The following is a 26,515-nucleotide window of genomic DNA, read 5'->3' on the forward strand; positions in this document are numbered from 1 at the left end:
CATTAATATTCACAGAAACGCTCTAGCTAGTTTTTTTGTTTAATTGTTGTTTAACTTCTTCTAAGGTTGGAATGCTTTCGATAGCACCATATTTTGTTGTTACAGTTGATGCAACACAATTACTAAATTCTAATATCTCTGCGCCATCTTGTTCAAGCTGTTGTGTCACTGGTGTATCTTCAGCTAATAATAAGCGACTTATAACTGCTCCAATGAATGCATCTCCAGCACCTGTTGTATCAATAGCTTTGACTGTAAATCCCTCGTGATAGATATGTTTACCATTTTTCAAATAGATGGACGCACCATTGGAGCCTGCAGTATAAATTACCGCTTCCACGTGCCCTTTAAATAAAGCTTGAATACCCGCTTCTAATGATGATTCACCAGTAATAAATTCAAGCTCTTCGTCAGAAACTTTGACAATATTTGCTTTAGGAATAAACTCATTTATTGCCTTTTTACAATCTGCTGCATTTTTCCATAAAGGTAAGCGAACGTTTGGATCAAAAATAATCGTTCCACGTTGCGCTTCAAACTTTTCAATGAGTTTATAATGCGCTTGTTTCATATCACTATCTATTAAATCTACTGAACAAAAATGCATGATATCTTCTGATGACACATCAATTTCTTCAACATTATCTGGATGATATAGCATATCTGCAGATGGTTTTCTGTAAAATGAAAAGTCACGCTGTCCATCTTCCTTTAAACTGACAAAAGCTAATGCTGTGTTAGCGATGTCAGTACGTTTTATATGGGACGTCCCTACGCCAATTTGTTGTAACGTTTCAACAATAATATCACCAAATGCATCTTGACCCAACTGCGTTATCATATGAGCTTGCCCTCCAAGACGCGCTACTGTGCTCGCGACATTTGCTGGTGCACCACCCACTTGTCTTGTAAATCCTGTAACATCTTTCAATTCCGAATTAACAACATTTGGAATAAAATCAATCAATGCTTCTCCAATAGCATAAAGGGTTCTCATTTATTTTTCATCCTTTAACTCATATTTTGTAAATTTTAAATAAACTTGACCTGATTCGGTTGACGTTTTAATACCTGTTGCCTGCTCATCTGGGAATATCCGTGAAGTTAACACCCGTTCTCCGTTATTACAGAAAATTTCTATGCTTGATGTATCGACAAATATTTGTAATTGGGATAATGGTGTATCTAAAATCGTACTTCTTGTTGTTCCCTTAACCGGTTCTGGTAAAGCGCCACTATCACTGCGATCTAATGTTAACCGCTGACTTTGTTTATTATAAGTAATCAGCGTGCTATGTTGTTTTGATGTTCGCAATTCAAAATAAACTTCGGAAGCTTCATTTTCTAGAATATCAATTATTAATTCATAATGTAGTCCCTCATATGGATGTAACTTTGTTGTGAATTTATTTGCATACCCTTCAGCTGTTTCTTCATTATGACGTAACTTTTGTAACGCTGGTAGCGGACGTTGAATAAGTTTACCATGTTCAACTGTTAATACTCTTGGTAATGTTAGGCAATGTGCCCATCCTTCGTCATCTGTTGGATAGTGCGTATCAGGCATACCCATCCAACCAATGAGAATGCGATTACCTTGTTTATCTAGAAAGGTTTGTGGTGCGTAAAAATCAAATCCATAATCAAGCTCCTTAAAATCTTGATGCTCAAATGCTGGCTTTTGAATATCCAATGTTCCTAGTAGATAGCCTGATTGGTAGATGTTATTAAAGCGCTCTCCTTCAGGGGAAATACCTTGAGGACAAAATAGTAAAACGTCAGTCTGATTAAGATTGAAAAAATCCGGACATTCCCACATATAACCAAAGTTCGATAACTGTGTCGCTATTTCACCTACAAACGCCCATTCATTAACCTGTTCTTCCATTTTATAAAGTAATAAGCACGCATTTTCTTGCTCGTTTTGAGCTGCGATAATCATAAAATATTGCCCATCTTTTTGAAAAACGTTTGGATCTCTAAAATGTTGTGTATATCCCGTTGGTGGTGCTGGAATAACTGGTTTTTCAAACTTTACTGCGTCACCATACTCATCAACTTTAGCTAACATTTGGCTAGAGTGTCGATTCCACTCTGAATCTCTATGATTTCCGGTATACATATAGTAAAGTTGACCGTTGTATTCAAAAGCACTTCCACTATATACACCATGACTATCGTATGCAGTATCTGGTTCTAAAATGGGGCCGTGCGGGGTAAAACTTACTAAATCCTTACTAGTATAATTAAACCAATATTTCAAACCATGAACAGCTCCTAATGGAAACCATTGATGTGATACATAATAAGTCCCATTATAAAATATTAAACCATTAGGATCATTTAAAAGTCCTGTTTCAGGTTGAATATGATACGTTTGTCTATAATGTGAAGCATCAACTTTTTGTTTCAATTCAATTAATTGTGATTGAGGAACATCATCGATACCTTGATAGCGTTGTTCTCTTGTCCATTCACTCATGATTTACCTCCATCAATTTGTTGTTACTTATTTTCATTCATAGTTTATCACTTAGATGGTATCGGTTCCATCCAAAGACAATAACAAATTTAGTTATTTTTATAATTCTACTGGTATGACTGTCAGTAGCTGTGCATCATGATGATTTATGAGCCGATGCAATTGAGATAAAGCTTGTTGACCCGCTTTAAAATAATGATACATTACCGTATTGATTTGCGGTGTCACAATTTGTGTTATTGGATCTCCTCCAAAGCCATATATTTTATGTGGTATTAACTTGTGATGAGGTTGCGAACAATAACTATGTATAGCTAAGGCAATTGTATCTGTAGCTCCTATAATAGCATCTGCAGTGTGTACTGATTGTAGATGCAATTTCACATCATTCTTAGCTTCCATAAACTGGAATGATGTTTTAAAAACTTGGACGTCAATATGGTTCAAAGCTAAAATATCAAGTACACCATTTTTACGTTGTTGTCCAACTGCTTTATCTTCTTCAGTGACACCAAAGAAGTAAACTTGTTTGTAATTTGCTTCAACTATTTGACGTCCTACATAACTACCAGCTAAATAGTCATCATGAATAATACTATTAACGCCAGAATGTTCTTGACCAACTAAAATAACCGGCACATTTATCTTATTAATTACATCTAAATGTTGTGGCGTGATACGCGTTGCCATTAAAATAATACCGTCAACCTTACTTCTTGATAGTGTCTCTAGTGCAATAATTTCTTCTGATAGATCCAGTCCTGTATAATTAAGCAGTAATTGATATTCTAACTCTTTACAAACATGTGCAACGCCTTTGATAGTTTCATCTACAGCATGTGAATTCATACGTGGAATAATCGCACCAATCATTTTTGTGTGTCTAGCACGTAAACTTTGTGCAAATTGGTTAGGTTGATAATCTTGCTCTTTGATTATTTTGCTTAATTTTTCTTTTGTTTTTGTACTTACCGATCCATTGTTTAAGTAGCGAGAAACTGTACTTTTAGAAACACCAGCTAATCTGGCAATATCTGCTATATTTTTCATCTTCGTCACACCTAATCACTCTGTTTCTCTTTTATATCTTATTTTATCATAAATGTAATCGCTTTAAATACTTTTTATCTACACTTAAGTCTTAAAAATTTAATGCCTTTTGTTCAATTTATTTAATTCTCCATAGAAATAGGCTTTTTCTCCGTGCACAATCTGATCTAATCCTACTTCATCCTCCTCAACTGTAGTTGCAATAGGGCTTATTCTTTGTAATATTCTACCGATAATCCATGTCAAAAGGATAGAATACAATACTACTATAACAACAGCAATACTTTGGATAAATATTGGGTGTAAGTCTCCATTATATATTAAGCCATTTGTAATGTCCGAATTTACTTGATGGGATTGAAAAATGCCTGTCAAAATGGCACCAATAATGCCACCCACGCCATGTATTCCAAATGCATCAAGTGTATCATTATATTTATACTTTTCTTTAATATGATTAATAACTATATAGCAGCAGATACCTCCTACAATTGAAATGATATAGGCGCTAAGTGTAGTAACATAGCCAGCAGCTGGAGTAATTGTGACTAAACCAGCAAGCACACCTGATAATAATCCAAGTAAACTCAGCTTCTTAGTTATAATATATTCAAATACTAACCAACCAAACGCACCTCCACTAGCTGCGATAACAGTATTAATAAATGATGTAAGTGCAACGCTATTAAAAGCAAATGCACTTCCGGTATTAAAGCCATACCAACCCATCCATACTAAAATCCCACCTATCAAGGCAATAAGTAAATTGTGAGGTTTGATTTTCTCAACTTTCTTGCCACTACCTATCATAATGGCTAGCACTAAGCCTGAAATACCTGATGTAATATGAACGACTGTGCCGCCTGCATAATCAAGTGCACCTAATTGTTGAATCCAACCACCACCCCACACCCAGTGTGCAACTGGACTATAAATAACAAGTACCCAAATAAAAATAAATATCATAAATGGAAAGAATCTCATTCGTTCAGCAATTGAACCTGATAAAATTGAAATAGCAATCGTACAAAACATCATTTGAAAAAGCATGAATAATGCAAACGGAACATGCGGACTAAGTTGACTATTAATTTCAAAACCAACATGTTGCAATCCTATAAAGTCAAAATTACCAATAAACATATTCCCTTTTCCGAAGCTTAACGAAAACCCAAGCAAAACCCAGGTAAACGTTACGATCACCATGGCTGTCAAACTTTGCATCACTGTATTAAGTACATTTTTAGAATGTACAAGACCACCGTAAAATAAACTTAACCCCGGTGTCATTACCCATACGAGTAATGTACATAAAAATAAAAATATTGTGTCATCCATCTTCATAATTACCACTTCCTTTAAAAATATCATAATGATACTCTAAAAAAATGACAAAAATACGTAAGATAAATTAACACAATATGTAACATAATATAACAAGGTGGATCGAAAAATAAACTGTGAAGTACAAATGTCTGAAGGTTCTTCACAGTTTATTTTAACCATTGTTTATTTTTTATATCTATTTAAATCTTACTTTAAGCTTTTTGAACTGTAATGGTCCATGATGCATCATCTAATTGTTCATAGTTTGTCACTGGATATCCTTGTTCTGCAGCCCAGTTTGGAATTGCTTCTGTAGCTTGAGTGCAATCAAAGTCAATCTTTAGTTCATCACCAGCATCTAATGTTTGCATTTTCTTTTGTGCTTCTATCAATGGAAATGGACAAACCATTCCTACTGTACCTAATTCATATACCATATACTATTCCTCCTATTTATGATGATAATTGTGTTTGAGATACTGTTTTATTCGCTTTTTTATCTGTTTGCTGTATTTGTTTCATTGGTCTTATAAAAATAAAATAGCTTGTAAACCACACGCCTAAAATCATTGCAAAAAGTGCAATCCAACCTTTCCACGACATTATAGCTGTTTCTACTAAACCATTTCCTATTGAACAACCACCTGCAACAGAAGCACCGAAGCCCATGCATATACCTCCTACTGCACTATTTCGAATCGTACGTATATCTGGTAAGCGCCATTTAAATTCATGTGCACCTCTAGCTGCGATGTATGATCCTATAAAAATACCAAGAACCAGTAGTACGCCCCAGTCAATAAGTTTTGAATCACCAGTAATGAGATAAGTTACAAGATTTGCAGACGGCGTAGTTATCCCTAAGCCATAATCTCGTCCAGTTGAAATACTCATTGGCCACGCTAATAAAGCAATTAAACCAACAACAATACCAGCTACAAACGGATGATAGCGTTTTTCAAACAAATAATGTCTAATACCGTGATATTTTTGTTTTAATTTTGGAACTGCTACCTTAGGTTTGGGTTTACGCAATGTTTTAATAACAACATAAAGTGTGATAATAGTAAGTACAATGACAAATATCCACATTGGAATACCGGTTGTTTGTGCCATACTTGCATTTACATTTGTAGGTTGATTTACCCAAGTCATCACAGGTAATAAAATGCCCGTTTTTGTTGCTGCAGCTGTTAAAGCGTACATGATCAATGCGATCCAACTGCCAATCAATCCCTCGCCTGCTCTATACCAAGTCCCTGTTGCACAGCCACCAGCTAATACTATACCGATACCAAATATAAATGAACCGATAATAGTTCCTACTATTGGGAATGTACTATCTGGTATAGCAAACAATCCTAAACTTGTTAAGATAACTAGACCGACACTCTGTACGGTTATTGCTACAAGTAGCGCATAAAACATCTTATTATTTTTTTGTACATACATATCTCTAAAGCCACCAGCAAGACAAAATCTTGTCCGTTGCATTACAAAACCTAATAATACTCCTACAATAAGACCACTAATAATCATCCAAATCATTCAATCCCTCTTTTCCGATAATAATAATAAGATATTATACATTACTGTGTTAGTAACTGTAAATATTGAAAATGAGAAATTCAGATAATTAAATTCATTGTTAAACGTATTAAAGATCATGGATAACTATTGAAAATTGTATGATTAAAACTAAGACCACTTCTAATAATATTTTTTCTGTACATACCCCCCTCAGAAAACCTACTGCCGACACAGTATTAAAGCATTTGAGTGACCAAAAATTAGATAAATGATTGCTAAATATAATGCTACAATTAAAGCTAGAAATATCATAACTATCTTTTAGCGATTCTAATTTGAAAGCATAAAAAAACAGTAATAATATTTTCTTTAAATTTAAAAAGCGTAACAAAAGTCTTTTTGACTTTCATTACACTTCCAATATATATTCTCTATAATTATGAATAGTTTTTCATAAAGAAAAGTAACGACTGTAACTCAATTCCGAAATCAATATGTTGTACCTGAACCGTAGATGGTGCTTTAACGCGACGTGGAGTGAAATTTAAAATGCCTTTAATATTCGCATCAACTAATTGATTGACAACATCTTGTGCCGCTTTTTCTGGCGTTGTCAAAATTGCAACATCGATATCTTTTTTAGCTAATATTTCTTTTAAGCGGTCAATATGTTTTATAGTTACTTGGCCGATTTGTTGACCAATCATCGTTTCATCAATATCAAATGCTTCAGTAATCGTCATTTCACTATGAATCGAAAAATTATAATTAAGTAGTGCTTTACCTAAATTACCTACACCTACAAGTGCTATTTCTATGGTATCACTATCACTTAATTCAGATTTAAAAAATTCTAACAAGCCATCAATATTATAGCCATATCCTTTTTTACCTAGCTCACCAAAATAAGAAAAATCGCGTCTAATCGTAGCTGAGTCAATATTCAATGCCTCACTGATTGTCTTCGAATTTACGCGGTCATATCCTTTTGATTTAACCCTTTGAGCAAATCTATAATATAGCGGTAAGCGTTTTAAGGTTGCTCTTGGTATTTTGACACCGTCTTTAGCCATCTTTTTGTCCCCCTCTTGTTTGAATGGTTTATAGTATTTTTATTCAAACTAATTAGAGCAAAATTAGTTACGTATAAAATGTATTTCATCTAATAAAGAACATACTGGCTCATTATACCGTAACTTAATAAAAAAAACATGTCCTATTTCCAAGTTTAAATGTAATACTGTAAAATAAATAGTAACGTTATGCAATAGATTATGAAAACCATTTATATACTATTATTTTATATTTTATTTTCTTAATTAGAAAGGTGAAGGTTGAATGATACTTTTACAACTTAATGACATTTCAAAATCATTCGATGGTGAAGATATATTTACAAATGTCGATTTTGAAATTAAAACTGGAGAACGTATCGGCATTGTCGGTCGTAACGGCGCTGGAAAATCCACTTTGATGAAACTCATTGCTGGCGTTGAAGACTACGATCATGGCCATATCTCTAAAATTAAAAATTTAACAATAGGTTATCTCACTCAACAGATGACTTTAAATTCTGAAGCCACAGTTTTTGAAGAAATGGCTAAACCCTTTACCCATCTTAAAAATATGGAACAGTTAATTAAACAAGAAACCGATTGGTTAGCACAACATGGAAATGATTATGAATCACTAGATTATCAACAGCACATGGAGCGATACGAATCTTTGAGTTCACAATTTGAACATCAAGATGGTTATCAATATGAAAGTAAAATAAAAACGATACTCCACGGTCTAAATTTTACTGAGACAGATTTCGATAGACCAATAAATGATTTTAGTGGTGGTCAGAAAACACGTTTGTCATTAGCTCAAATGTTATTAAACAATCCCGATTTATTATTACTAGATGAACCGACTAACCACTTAGATATGGAAACAACTCAGTGGCTAGAAGATTATTTAAAATATTTTCAAGGTGCTATTGTCATTATTAGTCATGACCGTTATTTTTTAGATAAAATAGTCACACAAGTGTATGATGTAGCTCTTGGTGAAGTAAAGCATTATGTCGGCAATTATGAACGCTTTATTGAACAACGCGATCAATATTATCAAAAACGTATGCAAGAATATCAAAAGCAACAAGATGAAATAAAACGTCTCGAAACATTTGTCGATAAGAATATTACCCGGGCATCTACTAGTGGCATGGCTAAAAGTAGACGCAAAATGTTAGAAAAAATGGAACGCATAGATAAACCGATGCTCGATGCACGTAGTGCTAATATGCAGTTTAGTTTTGAGCGCAATACAGGCAATGACGTGATGCATATAAACAACTTACTTATTGGCTACAGCACGCCCATTACAAAAGAAATTAATATTGAAATTACGAAAGGAGATCATATTGCCGTTATCGGACCAAATGGCGTAGGTAAAACAACGCTGATAAAAACCATTGCTAATAAACAAGAAAAGCTTGGTGGCAGTGTAACATTTGGTGCAAACCTACAAATCGGTTATTATGATCAAAAACAAGCTGAATTTAAATCGAATAAAACAATTTTAAATTATTTGTGGGACCAATATCCTAATATGAATGAAAAAGATATTCGCGCTGTACTTGGCCGTTTCCTCTTTGTACAAGAAGATGTTAAGAAAATTATCAATGATTTATCTGGAGGAGAAAAAGCACGCCTACAACTTGCCTTATTAATGTTACAGCGTGATAACGTGCTTATTCTCGATGAACCTACAAACCATCTAGATATTGATTCTAAAGAAATGTTAGAACAAGCACTCCAAAACTTTGAAGGTACAATTATCTTTGTCTCACACGATCGCTACTTTATAAATCAATTAGCCAATAAAGTATTTGATTTAAATCATGACGGCGGTAAGATATATCTTGGTAATTATCAATATTATATTGAAAAAACCGAAGAACAAGCAGCTATCAAAGCACATGAAAACATACAACGTGCTGACAATAAATTGGAGAAAAACCATGTTAACAACGATAATCATTCAAATTATTTTAATCAAAAAGAACACAAACGTCAGCAACGTAAAATAGAACGTCAAATTGAACAATGTGAAACACGCATAGAAACCTTTGAAACACAAATAACTGATATTGATGAACAGTTAACCCAACCAGAAGTTTTTAATAATCCACAAAAATCTCACGAACTAAGCCAAATTAAATCTGATACCGAACAAAAGCTAGAACAAACATTAATTGAATGGGAAGAATTACAAGAAATGTTATTAAATTAAACACGCAGTTAAAAAGCAAGAAAAGTACAATTTGTTACTTTTCCTGCTTTTTTTAACGACTTTGTCAAAATATTTATTCACATAATAAAACCTATAAAGATAGCTATCCACAAAGTTATCCTAGTTATCCACAGGTAAATTGTAACTTTTGCTCAATATATTTGTTACAAATTTTACAATATCCACATATATAACCACTTGTTATCCACAAGTTGTGCACTGATTGTTGATAAGTACAAACGTTCCCTCTTGACGTACAAACTACGCTTAAACTTATTATATTTTGCATATCCAAATAAGTTATGAAATAATATCAATTATTACCTATAAATATATTAATATAAGGGGATTAAAATGTTCGATAATACAATATTTTTATTTATTTTAGCTATAATTATACTAACTATTATTGTAAGTATCACAACTGCTATTATTGAGCAAAAAAAGTTAACTATCAAAATCAAACAACTTTGGACGAATAAGGAGCGCCTAGAAGAATTTATTCGTCCAAACGCTCGTTATGATTATCAATATCAAAGTTATCGTTCGAATTATGCTCATGATAATTTGGTTGATGATAAAACATGGAGCGATTTAAGTATGGATAGCTTGTTTCAAACGATGAATTATAACTTTACTGCTATTGGAGAAATGAAACTTTATGCAACATTACGTGGTATGTTTAAAGCAAATAATAAAACATTAATACATAAAATTAAAACGTCAGAATCATTTAGAAATTATTTATCACTCAAATTATCAAAAGTTGGAAAAAAATATTATCCTTTTTTTCCCGATCAACTAACCGCTATTAAAAGAAATAATCTATTGATGCTTACTCCATTCTTACCTATTTTGAGCATATTGATTATTGTATTTAATAAAAATTTAGGTATTTTATTAACCTTATTAGTATGTTCGATTAATATTTTATTGTCTGTATTTTTGAAACGAACTTATGAAAAAGATTTAAAATCAATTTTTTATACTTCAAATGTTTTAACACAAAGTAAAAAGTTAAATGAGCTTGACGGAACACCTGAATTGAATATTAACTTTAATCATTTTAAAAGTTCACGATATTTAAGTGGTATTTTAGTTAAATTAGATGCTAACGACATTGGTTCAAGCATTATTTTGTTATTTAAAATAATTTTCATGCTAGATTATGTTATTTTTCATATTATTCAACGTAGTTTTTTTAAGTATATTGATGAAGTTCTTGAAAGTTATGATTATATCGCTATGTTAGATAATCATTATTCTGTAGCACTCTATCAAACCACGTTAAATATACAGTGTCAGCCTGAAATATTAGACAATCATGTGAAAGATGAGTCCTTATGTACATTTACTGAATTAGTTCATCCACTTATTGACGGTGCTGTACCTAATAATTTATGTCTTAAAAACAATATTTTACTAACAGGATCAAACGCTTCCGGAAAATCAACATTTATGAAAGCTATTGCGATAAATCTTATTTTGGCGCAAACAATTGAAACTGCTGTCGCTGCTGAATTTAAATATGTTCCAGGACATGTATATTGTTCTATGGCTAATGCTGACGATGTATTATCTGGTGATAGCTACTTCATGGCAGAGTTGAAGTCAATTCGCAGACTATTTAATATTTCGTCAAAACGCCAAATATATTGTTTTATCGATGAAATATTCAAAGGTACTAACACGACAGAGCGCATTGCTGCTTCTCAATCCGTTTTAAGTTATTTAAGTAATATGAATAACTATTTTATTTTAGCTGCAACACACGATATCGAATTATCAAGTTTACTAGATTATTCAAATTATCATTTTAATGAAATCATTGAGAAGCAATCTATTGCTTTTGACTATAAAGTCAAGCCTGGAAAAGCTAATACTAGAAATGCTATAGAATTGCTGAGAATATCAAACTTTCCATTAGATATTTATCATCATGCCAAAGAGATAGTTGAGGACATATAAGCTTTTTGGGACAGCATTCATTTTGAATTTGTATTGCCTACCCCGCAAGATTGTTTAGAATTGAAAAAGCTTGGTATAAGTGCATTTAAAATTCACTTAACTACTGTTATATATAGTTAAGTGAGTCAGGGACATAAATCTTAGAAAAATAGTACTCAAATGAATTGATGTGCCCCCCATAAAGTTGGATTAAAGATCTAACTTTATGGGGGGCACATCATTATTTCAATAGAAATTGCTTTTTTATTTGTCTAAGAACTTTATGTCTTAGACTATCTTTATTATTTACAATAATGTCTCCCTGTAATTTAATTAACTAAATGCTTAAATTGTTGCTTCCTCAATATCAATATGGTTTTTGCCATTGAAATCTAATCCTGAAGTGATACCAGCTCGATATAAATAATAGCCTGCAGCACCTATCATTGCTGCATTGTCTGTACATAATTTTGGACTAGGAATTAATAGTTTAATTTGTTTTTGTGCACAACATTTTTTTAATTCTGTTCTTAATCCGTGATTGCTTGCTACACCTCCAGCAACAATTAGTTGATTAACATCATATTGCTGACAAGCATTAATAGCTTTACCACTTAGTACTTCAACAACACTATTTTGAAAGCTTGTTGCTACATTAGCCTTATTTATTGGCAAATCTTTCTGTTTAAGATTATGCAATTTGTTTATAACAGCACTTTTTAAACCACTGAAACTAAAATCATAGCTGTCCTTTTCAAGCCATACTCTAGGAAAATGATATTCGTCTTCTCCTGTTAATGCTAATCGATCAACATGCGGTCCCCCTGGATAAGGTAGTCCAATCGTTCGAGCAACTTTATCGTAGGCCTCACCCACTGCATCATCTCGCGTTTCTCCGATGACTTGAAATTGTAAATGATCTTTCATATAAACCAATTCTGTATGGCCTCCAGAAACAATAAGTGCCATTAATGGAAAAGTTAATGGTTCTTCCAAATGATTAGCATAAATATGCCCGGCAATATGATGAACAGGAATGAGCGGTTTATCATATGCAAACGCTAATGCTTTAGCCGCATTAATTCCTATTAACAGTGCCCCAATTAGCCCTGGTCCTTCCGTCACAGCGATAGCAGTAATATCCTCCATCGATACTTGTGCCGTTTCTAACGCTTCGTCGATTGTAGGGAGTATACCTTCAACATGATGCCTGCTTGCAACTTCAGGTACAACACCACCAAAGCGTTTATGACTATCTATCTGACTTAACACTGCATTAGATAATATTTCTGAACCATTCTTTATAACACTAACACTTGTTTCATCACAGCTCGTTTCAATCGCTAAAATTAAAATATTTTCATTCATGTAACTTCACCCACATCACTAACGCATCCTCTCCATCTCCGTAGTAGTTTTTACGTTTACCACCATATTGAAAACCTAATTTTTCGTATACATGTTGAGCGATAATATTGTCGACACGTACTTCTAAACTCATTGTGTCACATGTATGTGCCGCATAAGTCATGCCATATTTAAGCAACAATTGTCCTAAGCCAAGATTACGATATATTTCGCTCACTGCGACCGTAGTCACTTGCGCTTGATCGAGCACTGTCCAAAGACCTAAATAACCAATAATTTGGCCATTACGTTCCGCCACAAAATATTTTGCATATTGATTTTGAGTTATTTCATGGTAAAAGGCATCAATGGTCCATGAACTATGTTTAAAACTCAAACGCTCTATATCAAATACTTGAGGTACGTCATCGACAATCATTTCTCGTATGTTTAGTTGTTCTGTTGCTGATTCAGCCAATTGCGTTCTGCCTCTGATAATTTAAGATAATTTGGTGTAAACGTATAAATATTTGCAGGTTGTTTTATTAAATCAAGCATCACTGCTGCATCAGGCAAATTTTCCTCTATTGGGCCATCTAATCTTGCACTTAACTTTTTGGCATCTTGACCAATAAAGATATAAGGTTCCTTTAGGCTATGCAGTTGTGTCAGTAATTCATCAATCGTTATATAGCCATCATTTATAATCGTTTTTAATTGTCCGTGTTGATGTTGATAAACACCTGCGTATACAGCATCTCTTCGAGCATCAAATAATGGTACAATAAGCTGATTTGTTTGATGCGTTGTCGCAGCGAGCGCTTCAAGTGATGACACGCCAAATAATCGTACATTTAATGCGTAAGCAAGCGTTTTTGCTACAGTTACACCAATTCTTACTCCAGTGTATGAACCTGGCCCTTGTGCAACTATAATGGCATCAATATTCTCTTTTGTTAAATCGCATTGAGTAAATAGCTCCTGAATTCCAGGCATTAATTGAACTGAGTGGTTTGTTTTATTATTAGTAGTTTTTGCTGCTAATACTTCCTCATCTTTCATCAAAGCAATTGACATTGGCTGATTTGATGTATCAATCAATAAAGTATTCATTCTCTATTGCCTCCTTAATTGCCTCATAATGCTTGCCTTGTGCATTTAAAGATAGTTCACGTTCCTGTTCGTTTATAATGTGAATGTCAATCGTTAAGTGTTCCTCTGGTAATAAGTCTTGAATGAACTGACTCCATTCAACAATACTAATGCCATCGTCATCAAAGTATTCATCAAAACCCAAATCTTCTTCCATTCCTTCTAAACGATAACAATCCATATGATGCATTTTTAATTTACTACCTTGATAAGATTTAATAATATTAAAAGTTGGTGAATTGATGTGACGCTTGACACCTAAGTGTTTACCTATGAATTGTGCGAGCGTCGTTTTCCCGGCACCTAAATCTCCGTTAAGTAATATTAAATCTCCAGTTACAAGTGTTGATACTAATTTCGCAGCAAAAGTATCCATTTCATGTAGATTATTGATACGAATCAATGTACATTCTCCTTATTTAATAGCATTAAAATATAAACTTCTAGGCTTTATCTCTAGGACATGACAAATCATTTTAACTTATTTATTGTAACAAAAATTAAGATAGATTTCTCTTTTAAATAATCATTTGCCAAAATAAAACAATTGTTAGAAAATTCAAAATTAAGGTTGACTATCATGACATGTTATAGTAAATTAAGTTTATCGAATTTTAAAACAATTCAAACTATTGAAACAAATTATAACCATTCAAGAAAAGAGGAGTATAATAATGACTAATCACACATTTCTATATCAACCGACAAATGTAAATATTATTATTTTATTATACTCCAAAGGGCTGGAACTTTAGTATCACTTGTACTAAATGTTTAAGTCCTATTTCTAATTGAATGGGACTTATCAGCGTCCCAATTTTATTGGGGCGTTTTTTTGTTTCATGATTGTCAACGACGGGGGAATTATTTATGAGAAGCGATATGATCAAAAAAGGTGATCATCAAGCACCAGCAAGAAGTTTATTACATGCTACAGGGGCATTAAAACATCCAACTGATATGAACAAACCATTTGTCGCAATCTGTAATTCATATATTGATATTGTACCTGGGCACGTTCATTTACGTGAATTAGCAGATATCGCTAAAGAAGCTATTCGCGAAGCGGGTGCAATTCCATTTGAATTTAACACAATTGGTGTTGATGATGGTATTGCAATGGGACATATAGGAATGCGCTATTCTCTTCCATCACGCGAAATCATTGCAGATGCTGCTGAAACTGTTATCAATGCACACTGGTTTGACGGTGTCTTTTACATTCCGAATTGCGACAAAATCACACCTGGTATGATATTAGCAGCCGTTCGAACAAATGTACCGGCTATTTTCTGTTCTGGTGGACCAATGAAAGCTGGTTTATCAGCTCATGGAAAAGCATTAACATTATCATCCATGTTTGAAGCAGTTGGTGCATTTAAAGAAGGCTCTATTTCAAAGGAAGAGTTTCTTGATATGGAACAAAATGCCTGCCCTACTTGTGGCTCTTGTGCTGGTATGTTTACAGCAAATTCAATGAACTGTTTAATGGAAGTTTTAGGCTTAGCACTACCATATAATGGTACTGCTTTAGCAGTAAGTGAACAGCGTAGAGAAATGATTAGAGCTGCAGCATTTAAGCTCGTTGAAAATATTAAAAATGACTTAAAACCTAGAGATATCGTTACACGAGAAGCAATTGATGATGCGTTTGCTCTGGATATGGCTATGGGTGGTTCAACGAATACAGTATTACATACCTTGGCCATAGCTAATGAAGCTGGAATTGATTATGACTTAGAGCGAATTAATGAAATTGCTAAAAAGACGCCTTATTTATCAAAAATAGCGCCTAGTTCATCTTATTCAATGCATGATGTGCATGAAGCTGGTGGTGTTCCTGCTATCATCAATGAGCTTATGAAAAAACCAGGCACTCTCCATCCAAATCGCATTACAGTAACTGGAAAAACACTTAAAGAAAATAATGAAGGTAAAGAAATAGCTAATTTTGAAGTTATTCACTCATTAGAACATCCATATGATAAACAAGGTGGTTTATCCATTTTATTTGGTAACATCGCTCCGAAAGGTGCTGTTATCAAAGTTGGTGGTGTAGACCCTTCAGTTAAAGTTTTTACAGGAAAAGCAATTTGTTTTAATTCACACGATGAAGCAGTAGCTGCGATTGATGATAAAACAGTTCGTGCAGGTCATGTCGTAGTTATTCGTTATGAAGGTCCAAAAGGTGGTCCAGGAATGCCTGAAATGTTAGCTCCAACGTCATCAATTGTTGGTAGAGGTTTAGGTAAAGATGTTGCTTTAATCACTGACGGCCGCTTCTCAGGAGCTACACGAGGCATTGCCGTGGGACATATTTCTCCAGAAGCCGCTTCTGATGGCCCTATTAGCTTATTACGTGATGGAGATGAAATTACAATTGACTTAATTAAACGCACTATTGATGTTCATCAATCTGACGAAGTTTTAGAACAACGTAAAGCCGAAGTCAAACCGTTTAAAGCTAAAGTTAAATCAGGCTATCTAGCTCGATATACTGCGCTCGTTACAAGTGCAAATACTGGCGGTATTATGCAAGTACCTGAAAATTTAATTTAACAAGGAGTGTTATTTATGCCCAAACAATTCGTACACAATACTTTACAAGACGATGAATCCCCTAGTTCACATCAATCATTAAGTGGCTCAGATTTATTAGTAGAAGCATTATTACATGAACATGTCGATTTTATCTTTGGTTATCCAGGAGGTGCTGTTCTCCCATTATACGATACATTCTATGATGGTAAGATTAAACATATTTTAGCACGTCATGAGCAAGGCGCTACACATGCCGCTGAAGGTTATGCACGTGTTTCTGGCAAACCAGGTGTCGTCGTAGTAACTAGTGGTCCAGGTGCTACCAATGCAATTACTGGTATTACCGATGCCTATTGTGATTCACTTCCCCTAGTCGTCTTTACAGGACAAGTCGCATCACCTGGCATTGGTCAAGATGCTTTTCAAGAAGCAGATTTATTATCGATGACCACACCTATCACAAAAGCAAATTATCAAATTAAAAATGTTGATGATATTCCTAAAATCGTACATGAAGCATTTTATATTGCTAATACTGGCAGAAAAGGACCTGTTGTTATTGATTTTCCTAAAGATATGGGTGTTTTAAAAACATCCGTACCTGTAACAAATGACCTTGCTTTACCAGGGTATCATGTGCCAAACGAACCAAATGTAGATGACATTAAAGCGCTTGTCTCACTTTTAACTCACGCTAAAAAACCGTTAATTTTAGCAGGGGCTGGAATTAATAATTCACAATCAAATGAACTGTTAACACAATTTGTTTCAAAATATCAAATTCCAGTTGTCACTACGCTTCTGGGCCTAGGTGCCGTTCCATACAACAATCCTTTATTCCTTGGAATGGGTGGAATGCATGGTTCCTATGCAAGCAATATGGCTTTAACTGAGTGCGATTTACTTATCAATTTAGGTAGTCGTTTTGATGACCGTTTAGCGAGTAACCCTGCTCAATTTGCGCCTAATGCCAAAATTGTACATGTCGATATTGATGAATCTGAAATCAATAAAGTCATTCAAACTGATTTAGGTATTGTGGCAGATTGTAAAAAGGTTTTAAAAAAATTATCTGCCTACTTTAATAAAGAAATTCAATTCACAGCATGGGCACAACATTGTCAAAGTAACAAAGACTTACATCCATTCAAATATGCGACAGATGACCAAACGTTTTGTAAGCCACAACAAGCGATTGAATATATTGGTAAGATAACCAATGGAGATGCAGTTGTAACCACCGATGTTGGCCAGCACCAAATGTGGGCAGCTCAATTTTATCCATTTAAACATCATAGTCAATGGGCTACAAGCGGTGGATTAGGAACAATGGGCTTTGGCATTCCATCAGCAATTGGCGCACAATTAGCCGCACCAGATAAAACTGTAGTTTGTTTTGTTGGTGATGGTGGCTTTCAAATGACTAACCAAGAAATGGCAATTTTTAATGAATATAAGTTAAATATTAAAGTTGTACTGATCAATAATGGCACACTCGGAATGGTCAAACAGTGGCAAGATAAATTCTTTAATCACCGATTTTCACATTCAGTCTTTAATGATCAACCGGATTTTATGAAAATAGCAGAAGCATACGGAATTAAAGGTTATTTAATCGATAATCCTGCTCAATTAGAACAACAATTGGATAAGGCATTTAGTAGTGAAGGTCCAGCACTAATTGAAATTCGAATTTCACCTGTTGAACCTGTTAATCCAATGATACCTGCTGGTAAAGCAAATCATGAAATGGAGGGATTAGAATGAAACGCACATTAAAATTAACGGTTGAAGACAAAGTCAGTACGCTAAATCGCATTACAAGTGCCTTTGTCCGTCTTCAATATAATATCAGTGAACTTGAAGTTAAGCCCTCATCAGATCCTGGCATTTCAAATGTTTTACTAACAGCAGATATCGAAAACGAAAAATTATTTAAAATTTTAATTGCTAAATTAAAAAAACAAGTAACAGTTATCAATGTCGTTGAACTATAGATTATCCCTTTGATGCGCTAGCCTATAAACAATCAAAAATAAATAGAGCTAACATCTTAAATAATTGGGATATTCAATTTTCAATAGATTGAAAATTTTGAATATTATAATAACAATTTGGAGGAATTTATTATGACTAAAGTTTATTATGATCAACAAGTAACTAAAGATGCATTAAAAGGCAAAAAAATTGCTGTAATTGGCTACGGTTCTCAAGGCCATGCACATGCACAAAATTTAAAAGACAATGGATATGATGTCATCGTTGGAATTCGCCCAGGACATTCATTTGATAAAGCAAAAGAAGATGGATTTGATGTGTACCCAGTAGCTGAGGCTACTAAACAAGCCGATGTCATCATGGTGTTATTACCAGATGAAATTCAAGGTTCAGTATATAAAAAAGAAATTGCACCTAACCTTGAAGCGCATAATGCACTAGCATTTGCTCACGGTTTTAATATTCATTTTGGTGTTATTACACCTCCGGAAAATGTCGATGTTTTCTTAGTTGCACCTAAAGGCCCTGGACATCTTGTAAGACGTACATTTGTAGAAGGAACTGCCGTACCTGCCCTCTTCGGCGTTCAACAAGATGCTAGTGGAGAAGCACGTGATATTGCTCTAAGCTATGCCAAAGGTATTGGTGCCACACGCGCTGGTGTTATTGAAACAACATTTAAAGAAGAAACTGAGACAGATTTATTTGGTGAGCAAGCTGTACTTTGTGGTGGTATCCATAAATTAATTCAAAGTGGCTTTGAAACATTAGTAGAAGCAGGATATCAAAAAGAATTAGCGTATTTTGAAGTACTACATGAAATGAAATTAATTGTTGATTTAATGTACGAAGGCGGCATGGAAAATGTTCGCTATTCAATTTCAAATACTGCTGAATTTGGTGACTATGTTTCAGGACCACGCGTCATTACACCAGAAGTAAAAAATAATATGAAAGCAGTCTTAACTGATATTCAAAATGGAAACTTCGCAAATCGATTTGTTAAAGACAATGAAAATGGCTTCAAAGAATTCTATCAATTACGTGAAAAACAACATGGTCATGAAATTGAAGCGGTCGGTCGTGAATTAAGAAAAATGATGCCATTTATTAAATCTAAAAGTATTCAACAATAATCATTTAGGGGGAATTTAATTATGGAAAGCCATATTCAAATTTTCGACACAACACTTAGAGATGGTGAGCAAACACCAGGTGTTAGTTTTTCCTTTGAAGAACGTTTAAAGATTGCCAAACAGTTGGAACATTGGGGCGTAGATGTCATCGAAGCTGGATTTCCTGCTTCGAGTGAAGGGAGTTTCAAATCTGTAAAAGCCATATCAGAAGCATTAAAAACAACAACAGTATGCGGTTTAGCTAGATGTCGAAAACCTGATATAGATGCTGTATATGAAGCTACTAAAAATGCAGCTCATCCAGCTGTACATGTATTCATAGCTACTTCACCTATTCATTTGAAATATAAATTAAAAATGTCACAAGCAGAGGTTCTAGCATCAATTAAAGAACATGTCAGTTACTGTAAAGCACGTTTTGATATCGTACAGTTCTCACCTGAAGATGCAACACGTACAGAATTACCTTTCTTATTAAAATGTGTACAAACTGCCGTAGATGCTGGTGCATCAATAATCAATATTCCAGACACTGTAGGTTATAGCTATCCTAGTGAATATGGCAACATTTTTAAATACCTCATTAACCATGTTCAAACAACTCAAGACGTTATCTATAGCGCACATTGTCATGATGATCTTGGTCTAGCAGTGGCTAATAGTTTAGCTGCAATTGAAGGTGGCGCAAGACGCATAGAAGGTACTGTTAATGGTATCGGAGAACGCGCTGGGAATACAGCATTAGAAGAGCTAGCTCTTGCTTTATATATCAGAAAAGAACATTACGGTTTAACAACTCATTTAAAATTAAATGAAACGAAATCAACATCAGATTTAATCGCAAGATTTGCTGGTATACGCGTACCACGTAACAAAGCAATTGTAGGACAAAATGCGTTTAGTCATGAATCCGGTATACATCAAGATGGTGTGTTAAAAAATCCAGAGACATATGAGATTATTACGCCTCAACTAGTCGGTGTTAAAACAAATGAATTGCCGCTAGGTAAACTTTCAGGAAAACATGCCTTTGCTGAAAAACTAAAATCATTAGGTTACGATATTGAACCAAAAGCTCAAATACAGTTATTCAAACAATTTAAAGCTATTGCTGACAAGAAAAAAACAGTATCAGACCGAGATATTCATGCATTAATTCAAGGTACAGAACATGAACAAAATGCATTATATCAAGTTGATTCATTACAATTACAATTTGTATCACAAGGATTACAAAGTGCTGTAATCGTTATTAAAGATAAAGATGGCCATCTTTATCAAGATTCAAGTATCGGTACAGGATCAATTGTCGCCATTTATAATGCTGTGAATCGTATTTTCCAAAGAGATAGTAAACTCATCGATTATCGAATCGATTCTGTTACTGAAGGCATAGATGCTCAAGCTGAAGTACATGTTCAATTAAATATTGACGGTCAATTTGAAACGGGCATTGGCATTGATCATGATATTTTAATGGCTTCATGCAAAGCTTATGTTGAAGCACATGCCAAATATGCTTTAAACCACCCTACTGCTCTATTACAGGAGGTAATTAGTCATGACTTATAATATCGTAGCTCTACCCGGCGATGGCATCGGTCCAGAAATATTGAATGGTACATTAAAACTATTACAATATATAAGTCACAAATACCAATTTGACTATCAAGTAACTAAACATCATTTTGGCGGTGCTTCTATTGATCATTATCATGTACCTTTAACTGCTGAAACACTTGAAGCATGCCAAAACGCAGATGCTATCTTATTAGGAGCTATTGGTGGTCCAAAGTGGAATGATCCGAATAATCGGCCTGAACAAGGCTTACTTACTTTAAGAAAGTCTTTAGGTTTATATGCAAACATACGCCCAACGAAAGTAACTTCAGGTATGAGTCAATTTTCACCACTAAAAGCGGACCGTGTAGAAGGAACAGATTTGGTTATTGTACGTGAATTAACTAGTGGTATTTATTTCGGAGAACCGAGACACTTATCAGATACATCTGCAGTTGATTCATTGACTTACACAAGCGATGAGATTGAGCGTATTGTGAGAGTCGCTTTTAATCTAGCACAGCAACGCAAGAAAAAACTTACTTCTGTAGATAAAGAAAATGTTTTAGCTTCCAGTAAATTATGGAGAAAAATAGTTAATAAAGTGAGTTTAGAATATCCTGATGTCACTGTAAATCATTTGTTAGTAGATGCTTGTAGTATGCATTTGATAACATATCCAACACAATTTGACGTCATTGTTACAGAAAATTTATTTGGTGATATTTTAAGTGATGAAGCATCTGTTATTCCAGGATCTTTAGGGTTATCACCTTCAGCAAGTTTTAGTGAGAACGGTCCGCGTCTATATGAACCTATTCATGGTTCTGCACCTGACATCGCTAATCAAAATATTGCTAATCCAGTAGGCATGATTCTCTCATTAGCAATGTGCTTGCGTGAAAGTTTAAATCAAGCTACTGCCGCAGATGAACTTGAACAAAATGTATATTCAATGATTCGTAAAGGCATTTTAACTAAAGACCTAGGCGGCACAACATCTACATCTCAATTCTTTGAATACTTATACAAAAGCTATTAAGGAGGGACGCAATATGGAACAAACATTATTTGATAAAATTTGGAATCAGCATGTCATTACAGGTAATGAAGGTGAACCACAATTATTATATATCGATTTGCACCTTATCCATGAAGTAACGTCTCCTCAAGCTTTTGAAGGATTAAGACTTCAACAACGTCAATTACGTCGTCCTGATCTAACCTTTGCCACATTGGATCATAATGTACCAACAATTGATATATTTAACATCAAAGATGACATCGCTAATAAGCAAATTACAACGTTGCAGCGCAATGCCAATGATTTTGGTGTACATCTTTTCGATATGGGGTCAGATGAGCAAGGCATTGTGCATATGGTTGGTCCTGAAACAGGATTGACGCAACCAGGTAAGACAATTGTATGCGGCGATTCACATACTGCAACACATGGTGCATTTGGTGCTATAGCTTTTGGAATTGGTACAAGTGAAGTTGAACATGTGTTTGCAACCCAAACGTTATGGCAAACAAAACCTAAAAACTTAAAGATTGATATTCAAGGCCAGTTACCTAAAGGTGTGTATGCCAAAGATATCATTCTCTATCTTATTAATCAGTATGGTGTCGATTTTGGTACTGGTTATGCCTTGGAATTCACAGGTGAAGCTATCCGCCAATTATCTATGGAAGGACGCATGACTATCTGTAATATGGCAATCGAGGCTGGCGCAAAATATGGTCTAATTCAACCCGATTAAACAACCTTTGATTATGTTAAAGGACGACCATATGCTCAAAATTATGAACACTCACTCGAAAAATGGAAACAACTTTATACTGACACTCACGCAAAGTTCGACAAAGTAATTGAAATCGATATTTCTAATCTAGAACCGCAAGTCACTTGGGGTACAAATCCAGAAATGGGAGTCAGCTTTAATACACCATTTCCCACTATCAAAAGTGTTAACGATGAACGTGCCTACCAATATATGGGACTACAACCAGGTCAAAAAGCAGAAGACATTGACTTAGGCTATGTATTTCTAGGTTCCTGTACTAATGCACGACTATCTGATCTTCTAGAAGCAAGTCAAATTGTCAAAGGTAAACATGTACATCCTAAAATAACAGCGATTGTAGTTCCTGGTTCAAGAACGGTAAAACATGAAGCCGAGGCTCTTGGATTAGATAAAATTTTCAAAGAAGCTGGATTTGAATGGCGTGAACCTGGATGCTCCATGTGTCTTGGTATGAACCCAGATCAAGTTCCTGAAGGTGTTCATTGCGCTTCAACAAGCAATCGTAATTTTGAAGGACGTCAAGGTAAAGGCGCACGCACACATCTTGTATCACCTGCTATGGCTGCAGCTGCAGCTATTAATGGTAAATTCGTTGATGTTAGAAAGGTCGTGTGTTAACGATGGAAATTAAACCAATAACGATTTATAAAGGAAAAACTGTTCCCCTTTTCAATGATAATATCGATACTGACCAAATTATTCCGAAAGTTCATTTGAAGCGTATCACTAAAACAGGATTTGGCCCTTTTGCTTTTGATGAATGGCGCTATTTATCTGACGGCACTGATAATCCTGATTTTAATCCTAATAAACCTCAATACAAAGGTGCGTCTATTTTAATTACTGGAGATAACTTTGGTTGTGGCTCTAGTCGCGAACATGCCGCTTGGGCACTAAAAGATTATGGTTTCAATATCATTATTGCCGGTAGTTTCAGTGATATATTTTATATGAACTGTACAAAAAACGGGCTATTACCCATTGTGCTGCCGGAAGATGTAAGACATAAACTAGCTCAACATGCCGACATTACGATAGATTTACCTAATCAGACAGTAAATACAGACACACAACAATTCCATTTTGACATTGATCCTACATGGAAGAACAAATTCATTAATGGTTTAGATGATATTGCGATCACATTACAATATGAAGATTTAATCAAAAACTATGAAAAAACGAGATAAAAAGGTTGGAGGTACTATGACAGTTACAAGTCGTGTTTCTGCTCAAGAAGTAGATGATGCTTATTTAAGAATTAAGGATGTTGTCAAAGAAACACCTTTACAATATGATAGATATTTATCACAAAAATATCAGTGCAATGTATATTTAAAGCGAGAGGATTTACAGTGGGTTCGTTCTTTTAAGTTACGTGGTGCTTATAATGCTATATCAGTTTTATCTGAAGCAGATAAAGCTAAAGGTATAACATGTGCTAGCGCAGGTAATCATGCACAAGGCGTCGCATATACAGCTAAACAATTAAAGCTGAAAGCAGTCATTTTTATGCCAGTAACAACCCCACTTCAAAAGATAAACCAGGTCAAATTCTTTGGTGAATCACATGTCAAAGTCATTCTTACTGGGGACACTTTCGATGACTGTCTTAAAGACGCTTTAGCTTATACAAAGCAGCACCACATGACTTTTATTGATCCATTTAATAATGTTCATACAATTGCTGGTCAAGGAACCATTGCTAAAGAACTAATTAGTGAAGCTGAGAAAGGTCATCTTCAATTTGATTATGTATTCAGTGCAATTGGTGGCGGTGGCCTTATTTCTGGTGTTAGCACCTATTTAAAGCAACATTCCCCTAAGACTAAAATTATCGGTGTAGAACCTATTGGTGCTAGTAGCATGTATGAAGCTGTGGTTGTTCAACATAAAATCGTTACTTTATCCAATATCGATAAGTTTGTAGATGGTGCCTCTGTCGCACGCGTTGGTGATATTACTTATGATATCGCACGCCATAACGTAGACGATTTTGTACAAGTGGATGAAGGTGCAGTTTGTTCAACCATTTTAGATTTATATTCTAAACAAGCCATTGTAGCAGAACCAGCTGGTGCGCTTAGTGTTTCTGCCTTAGAAAATTATCGCGAACAAATTAAAGGCAAAACGATTGTTTGTATTATTAGTGGCGGAAATAATGACATCAATCGTATGAAAGAAATAGAAGAACGCTCTTTACTTTACGAAGAAATGAAGCACTACTTCATCTTAAATTTCCCTCAACGTCCAGGGGCATTAAGGGAATTTGTTAACGATGTGCTCGGTCCTCAAGATGACATTACTAAATTTGAATACTTGAAAAAAACATCTCAAAATACTGGTACCGTTATTATAGGTATTCAATTAAAAAAACATGATGACTTAGCACAACTTAAGCAGAATGTTAATCATTTTGATCCTTCAAACATCTATATCAATGAAAATAAAATGCTATATTCTTTGCTGATTTAAATAAATTACGACTAATCGGTTGATGACATAACTATGTTTCATCAACCGATTTTCTATAAAAAAAGCATATTTATCGCTATCATAAATCTTAATAACTCAAAAACGATAATATGCCAAACGTTAACCTCTAAATTTTTTGATATCTACCATAATTCTACTGCACTATAAAGTAGTAACAGCGCAATAATAACATTAATAATTCTATAATGGCGATGATACAAAGTATTCATCACTTGACCCAATAGTGACCAAGCAAGCGCACCAGCAATACCTATAACAATTAATAATATCGATCGAATATAAGTATGTTCCCAAGCAGCAGGTAATGAAAATGTCGTCAATCCTGTCAAAAAATAAAGCATTGCCTTTATATTAGTAGTTTGAATTAATATCCCTTTCAAAATAGGACGATCTAACGCATCTTCAGCATCCTCTGGCGTAGACACCACCACATGGTAAGCTAAATATAAAAGATACACTGTTCCTATTATCTTCATAATCAAAATAAACATTTGTGATTCTTTCAATGGCTCTGAAAATAATAATGCCACAGTTAAAGTCAATAAAATGCCTAGCAACACGCCTAAATTAAATGGTAACGCTCGTAAAAATCCTTTCCGCTGTCCCTCTGACATCGCCATAATCGTATTAGGCCCAGGCGTAAATGATATTGTAGTAATAAATAATATGTAAGGAAATATAATAACCACCCCTTTCAAAGGAATAGTTATATTTTACCACGATATCAAAAACATACAACTATAATTTCAGAAAATTCCGATAAATAATGTTATCTAATCGCTTTCTCTTCGCAAAGCCGTTATTTATCGACTTGTTTTTCAATTTTTGGCATAAAAAAAGAGACCTCTCGGTCTCAATGC

The 26,515-nt window shown here is 34.4% G+C and carries 22 protein-coding genes and 1 pseudogene; 11 read left to right on the forward strand and 12 right to left on the reverse strand.

Features of this window, described 5'->3' with window-relative positions:
* Positions 1-22 precede the first annotated feature (22 nt).
* The 7 genes from CD041_RS00435 to CD041_RS00465 all read right to left on the reverse strand — a co-directional run bounded on the left by CD041_RS00435 (position 23) and on the right by CD041_RS00465 (position 7,461).
* On the reverse strand, positions 23-997 hold the full coding sequence (locus CD041_RS00435; RefSeq protein ID WP_070544733.1) for a carbohydrate kinase family protein: 975 nt from the start codon (positions 995-997) through the stop codon (positions 23-25).
* Positions 998-2,482: a sucrose-6-phosphate hydrolase gene (locus tag CD041_RS00440; protein ID WP_070648267.1), complete on the reverse strand. Its 1,485-nt coding sequence runs from the start codon at positions 2,480-2,482 to the stop codon at positions 998-1,000.
* Positions 2,483-2,581: 99 nt separating this feature from the next.
* Positions 2,582-3,532, reverse strand: a complete 951-nt coding sequence (locus tag CD041_RS00445; RefSeq protein WP_002461422.1) for a LacI family DNA-binding transcriptional regulator — start codon at positions 3,530-3,532, stop codon at positions 2,582-2,584.
* 99 nt (positions 3,533-3,631) lie between these two features.
* Positions 3,632-4,876: an ammonium transporter gene (locus CD041_RS00450; RefSeq protein WP_070648266.1), complete on the reverse strand. Its 1,245-nt coding sequence runs from the start codon at positions 4,874-4,876 to the stop codon at positions 3,632-3,634.
* Between the two features lie 194 nt (positions 4,877-5,070).
* Positions 5,071-5,295 (reverse strand): sulfurtransferase TusA family protein, encoded by a 225-nt coding sequence (locus CD041_RS00455; RefSeq protein WP_002461424.1) that lies wholly within the window; start codon positions 5,293-5,295, stop codon positions 5,071-5,073.
* 16 nt (positions 5,296-5,311) lie between these two features.
* The gene (locus CD041_RS00460; RefSeq protein ID WP_002461425.1) at positions 5,312-6,406 is read right to left on the reverse strand and encodes a YeeE/YedE family protein; all 1,095 of its coding nucleotides are present in this window, start codon (positions 6,404-6,406) and stop codon (positions 5,312-5,314) included.
* Between the two features lie 419 nt (positions 6,407-6,825).
* On the reverse strand, positions 6,826-7,461 hold the full coding sequence (locus CD041_RS00465; protein WP_002461426.1) for a redox-sensing transcriptional repressor Rex: 636 nt from the start codon (positions 7,459-7,461) through the stop codon (positions 6,826-6,828).
* Between the two features lie 265 nt (positions 7,462-7,726).
* On the opposite strand from CD041_RS00465, the gene CD041_RS00470 reads away from it, so the two are divergent.
* Entirely contained in the window at positions 7,727-9,670 is a 1,944-nt protein-coding gene (locus CD041_RS00470; protein WP_037544451.1) for an ABC-F family ATP-binding cassette domain-containing protein, read from the forward strand.
* A gap of 354 nt (positions 9,671-10,024) precedes the next feature.
* Positions 10,025-11,638, forward strand: a complete 1,614-nt coding sequence (locus CD041_RS00475) for a MutS-related protein (protein WP_002461429.1) — start codon at positions 10,025-10,027, stop codon at positions 11,636-11,638.
* Positions 11,639-11,962: 324 nt separating this feature from the next.
* Here the strand turns inward: CD041_RS00475 and tsaD are convergent, their stop codons facing one another.
* The 4 genes from tsaD to tsaE are packed head-to-tail and all read right to left on the reverse strand — an operon-like array spanning position 11,963 to position 14,519.
* Positions 11,963-12,985: a tRNA (adenosine(37)-N6)-threonylcarbamoyltransferase complex transferase subunit TsaD gene (gene tsaD, locus CD041_RS00480; RefSeq protein ID WP_070815378.1), complete on the reverse strand. Its 1,023-nt coding sequence runs from the start codon at positions 12,983-12,985 to the stop codon at positions 11,963-11,965.
* On the reverse strand, positions 12,978-13,403 hold the full coding sequence (rimI, locus tag CD041_RS00485) for a ribosomal protein S18-alanine N-acetyltransferase (protein WP_002461431.1): 426 nt from the start codon (positions 13,401-13,403) through the stop codon (positions 12,978-12,980). Before rimI ends, tsaD begins: the two co-directional genes overlap by 8 nt.
* 11 nt (positions 13,404-13,414) lie before the next feature.
* Positions 13,415-14,077, reverse strand: coding sequence for a tRNA (adenosine(37)-N6)-threonylcarbamoyltransferase complex dimerization subunit type 1 TsaB (gene tsaB, locus CD041_RS00490; protein WP_002461432.1), 663 nt, complete (start codon positions 14,075-14,077; stop codon positions 13,415-13,417).
* Entirely contained in the window at positions 14,058-14,519 is a 462-nt protein-coding gene (tsaE, locus tag CD041_RS00495; RefSeq protein WP_002461434.1) for a tRNA (adenosine(37)-N6)-threonylcarbamoyltransferase complex ATPase subunit type 1 TsaE, read from the reverse strand. The genes tsaB and tsaE overlap by 20 nt, the downstream gene beginning before the upstream one ends.
* 467 nt (positions 14,520-14,986) lie before the next feature.
* Between tsaE and ilvD the strand changes: the two genes are divergently transcribed.
* The 9 genes and pseudogenes from ilvD to ilvA all read left to right on the forward strand — a co-directional run bounded on the left by ilvD (position 14,987) and on the right by ilvA (position 25,634).
* Entirely contained in the window at positions 14,987-16,675 is a 1,689-nt protein-coding gene (ilvD, locus tag CD041_RS00500; protein ID WP_002461435.1) for a dihydroxy-acid dehydratase, read from the forward strand.
* A 15-nt stretch (positions 16,676-16,690) separates the two neighbouring features.
* Complete coding sequence (ilvB, locus tag CD041_RS00505) at positions 16,691-18,424, forward strand: biosynthetic-type acetolactate synthase large subunit (protein ID WP_002477912.1); 1,734 nt, start codon at positions 16,691-16,693, stop codon at positions 18,422-18,424.
* The gene (locus CD041_RS00510) at positions 18,421-18,654 is read left to right on the forward strand and encodes an ACT domain-containing protein (protein WP_002461439.1); all 234 of its coding nucleotides are present in this window, start codon (positions 18,421-18,423) and stop codon (positions 18,652-18,654) included. Before ilvB ends, CD041_RS00510 begins: the two co-directional genes overlap by 4 nt.
* A gap of 132 nt (positions 18,655-18,786) precedes the next feature.
* Positions 18,787-19,791, forward strand: coding sequence for a ketol-acid reductoisomerase (gene ilvC / locus CD041_RS00515; protein WP_002477911.1), 1,005 nt, complete (start codon positions 18,787-18,789; stop codon positions 19,789-19,791).
* A gap of 21 nt (positions 19,792-19,812) precedes the next feature.
* Positions 19,813-21,363 (forward strand): 2-isopropylmalate synthase, encoded by a 1,551-nt coding sequence (locus tag CD041_RS00520; RefSeq protein ID WP_002461441.1) that lies wholly within the window; start codon positions 19,813-19,815, stop codon positions 21,361-21,363.
* On the forward strand, positions 21,353-22,393 hold the full coding sequence (leuB, locus tag CD041_RS00525) for a 3-isopropylmalate dehydrogenase (RefSeq protein WP_037544459.1): 1,041 nt from the start codon (positions 21,353-21,355) through the stop codon (positions 22,391-22,393). The genes CD041_RS00520 and leuB overlap by 11 nt, the downstream gene beginning before the upstream one ends.
* Positions 22,394-22,406: 13 nt before the next feature.
* Positions 22,407-23,777, forward strand: a pseudogene (gene leuC, locus CD041_RS00530) (3-isopropylmalate dehydratase large subunit).
* 2 nt (positions 23,778-23,779) lie between these two features.
* Positions 23,780-24,349: a 3-isopropylmalate dehydratase small subunit gene (gene leuD / locus CD041_RS00535; protein ID WP_080606541.1), complete on the forward strand. Its 570-nt coding sequence runs from the start codon at positions 23,780-23,782 to the stop codon at positions 24,347-24,349.
* 16 nt (positions 24,350-24,365) lie between these two features.
* On the forward strand, positions 24,366-25,634 hold the full coding sequence (gene ilvA, locus CD041_RS00540; RefSeq protein ID WP_062077876.1) for a threonine ammonia-lyase IlvA: 1,269 nt from the start codon (positions 24,366-24,368) through the stop codon (positions 25,632-25,634).
* Positions 25,635-25,777: 143 nt separating this feature from the next.
* On the opposite strand, the gene CD041_RS00545 is transcribed toward ilvA, so the two are convergent.
* Entirely contained in the window at positions 25,778-26,344 is a 567-nt protein-coding gene (locus CD041_RS00545) for a LysE family translocator (protein ID WP_070648258.1), read from the reverse strand.
* Positions 26,345-26,515: the final 171 nt, after the last annotated feature.

This window comes from Staphylococcus lugdunensis, assembly GCF_002901705.1.
Taxonomy (GTDB): domain Bacteria; phylum Bacillota; class Bacilli; order Staphylococcales; family Staphylococcaceae; genus Staphylococcus; species Staphylococcus lugdunensis.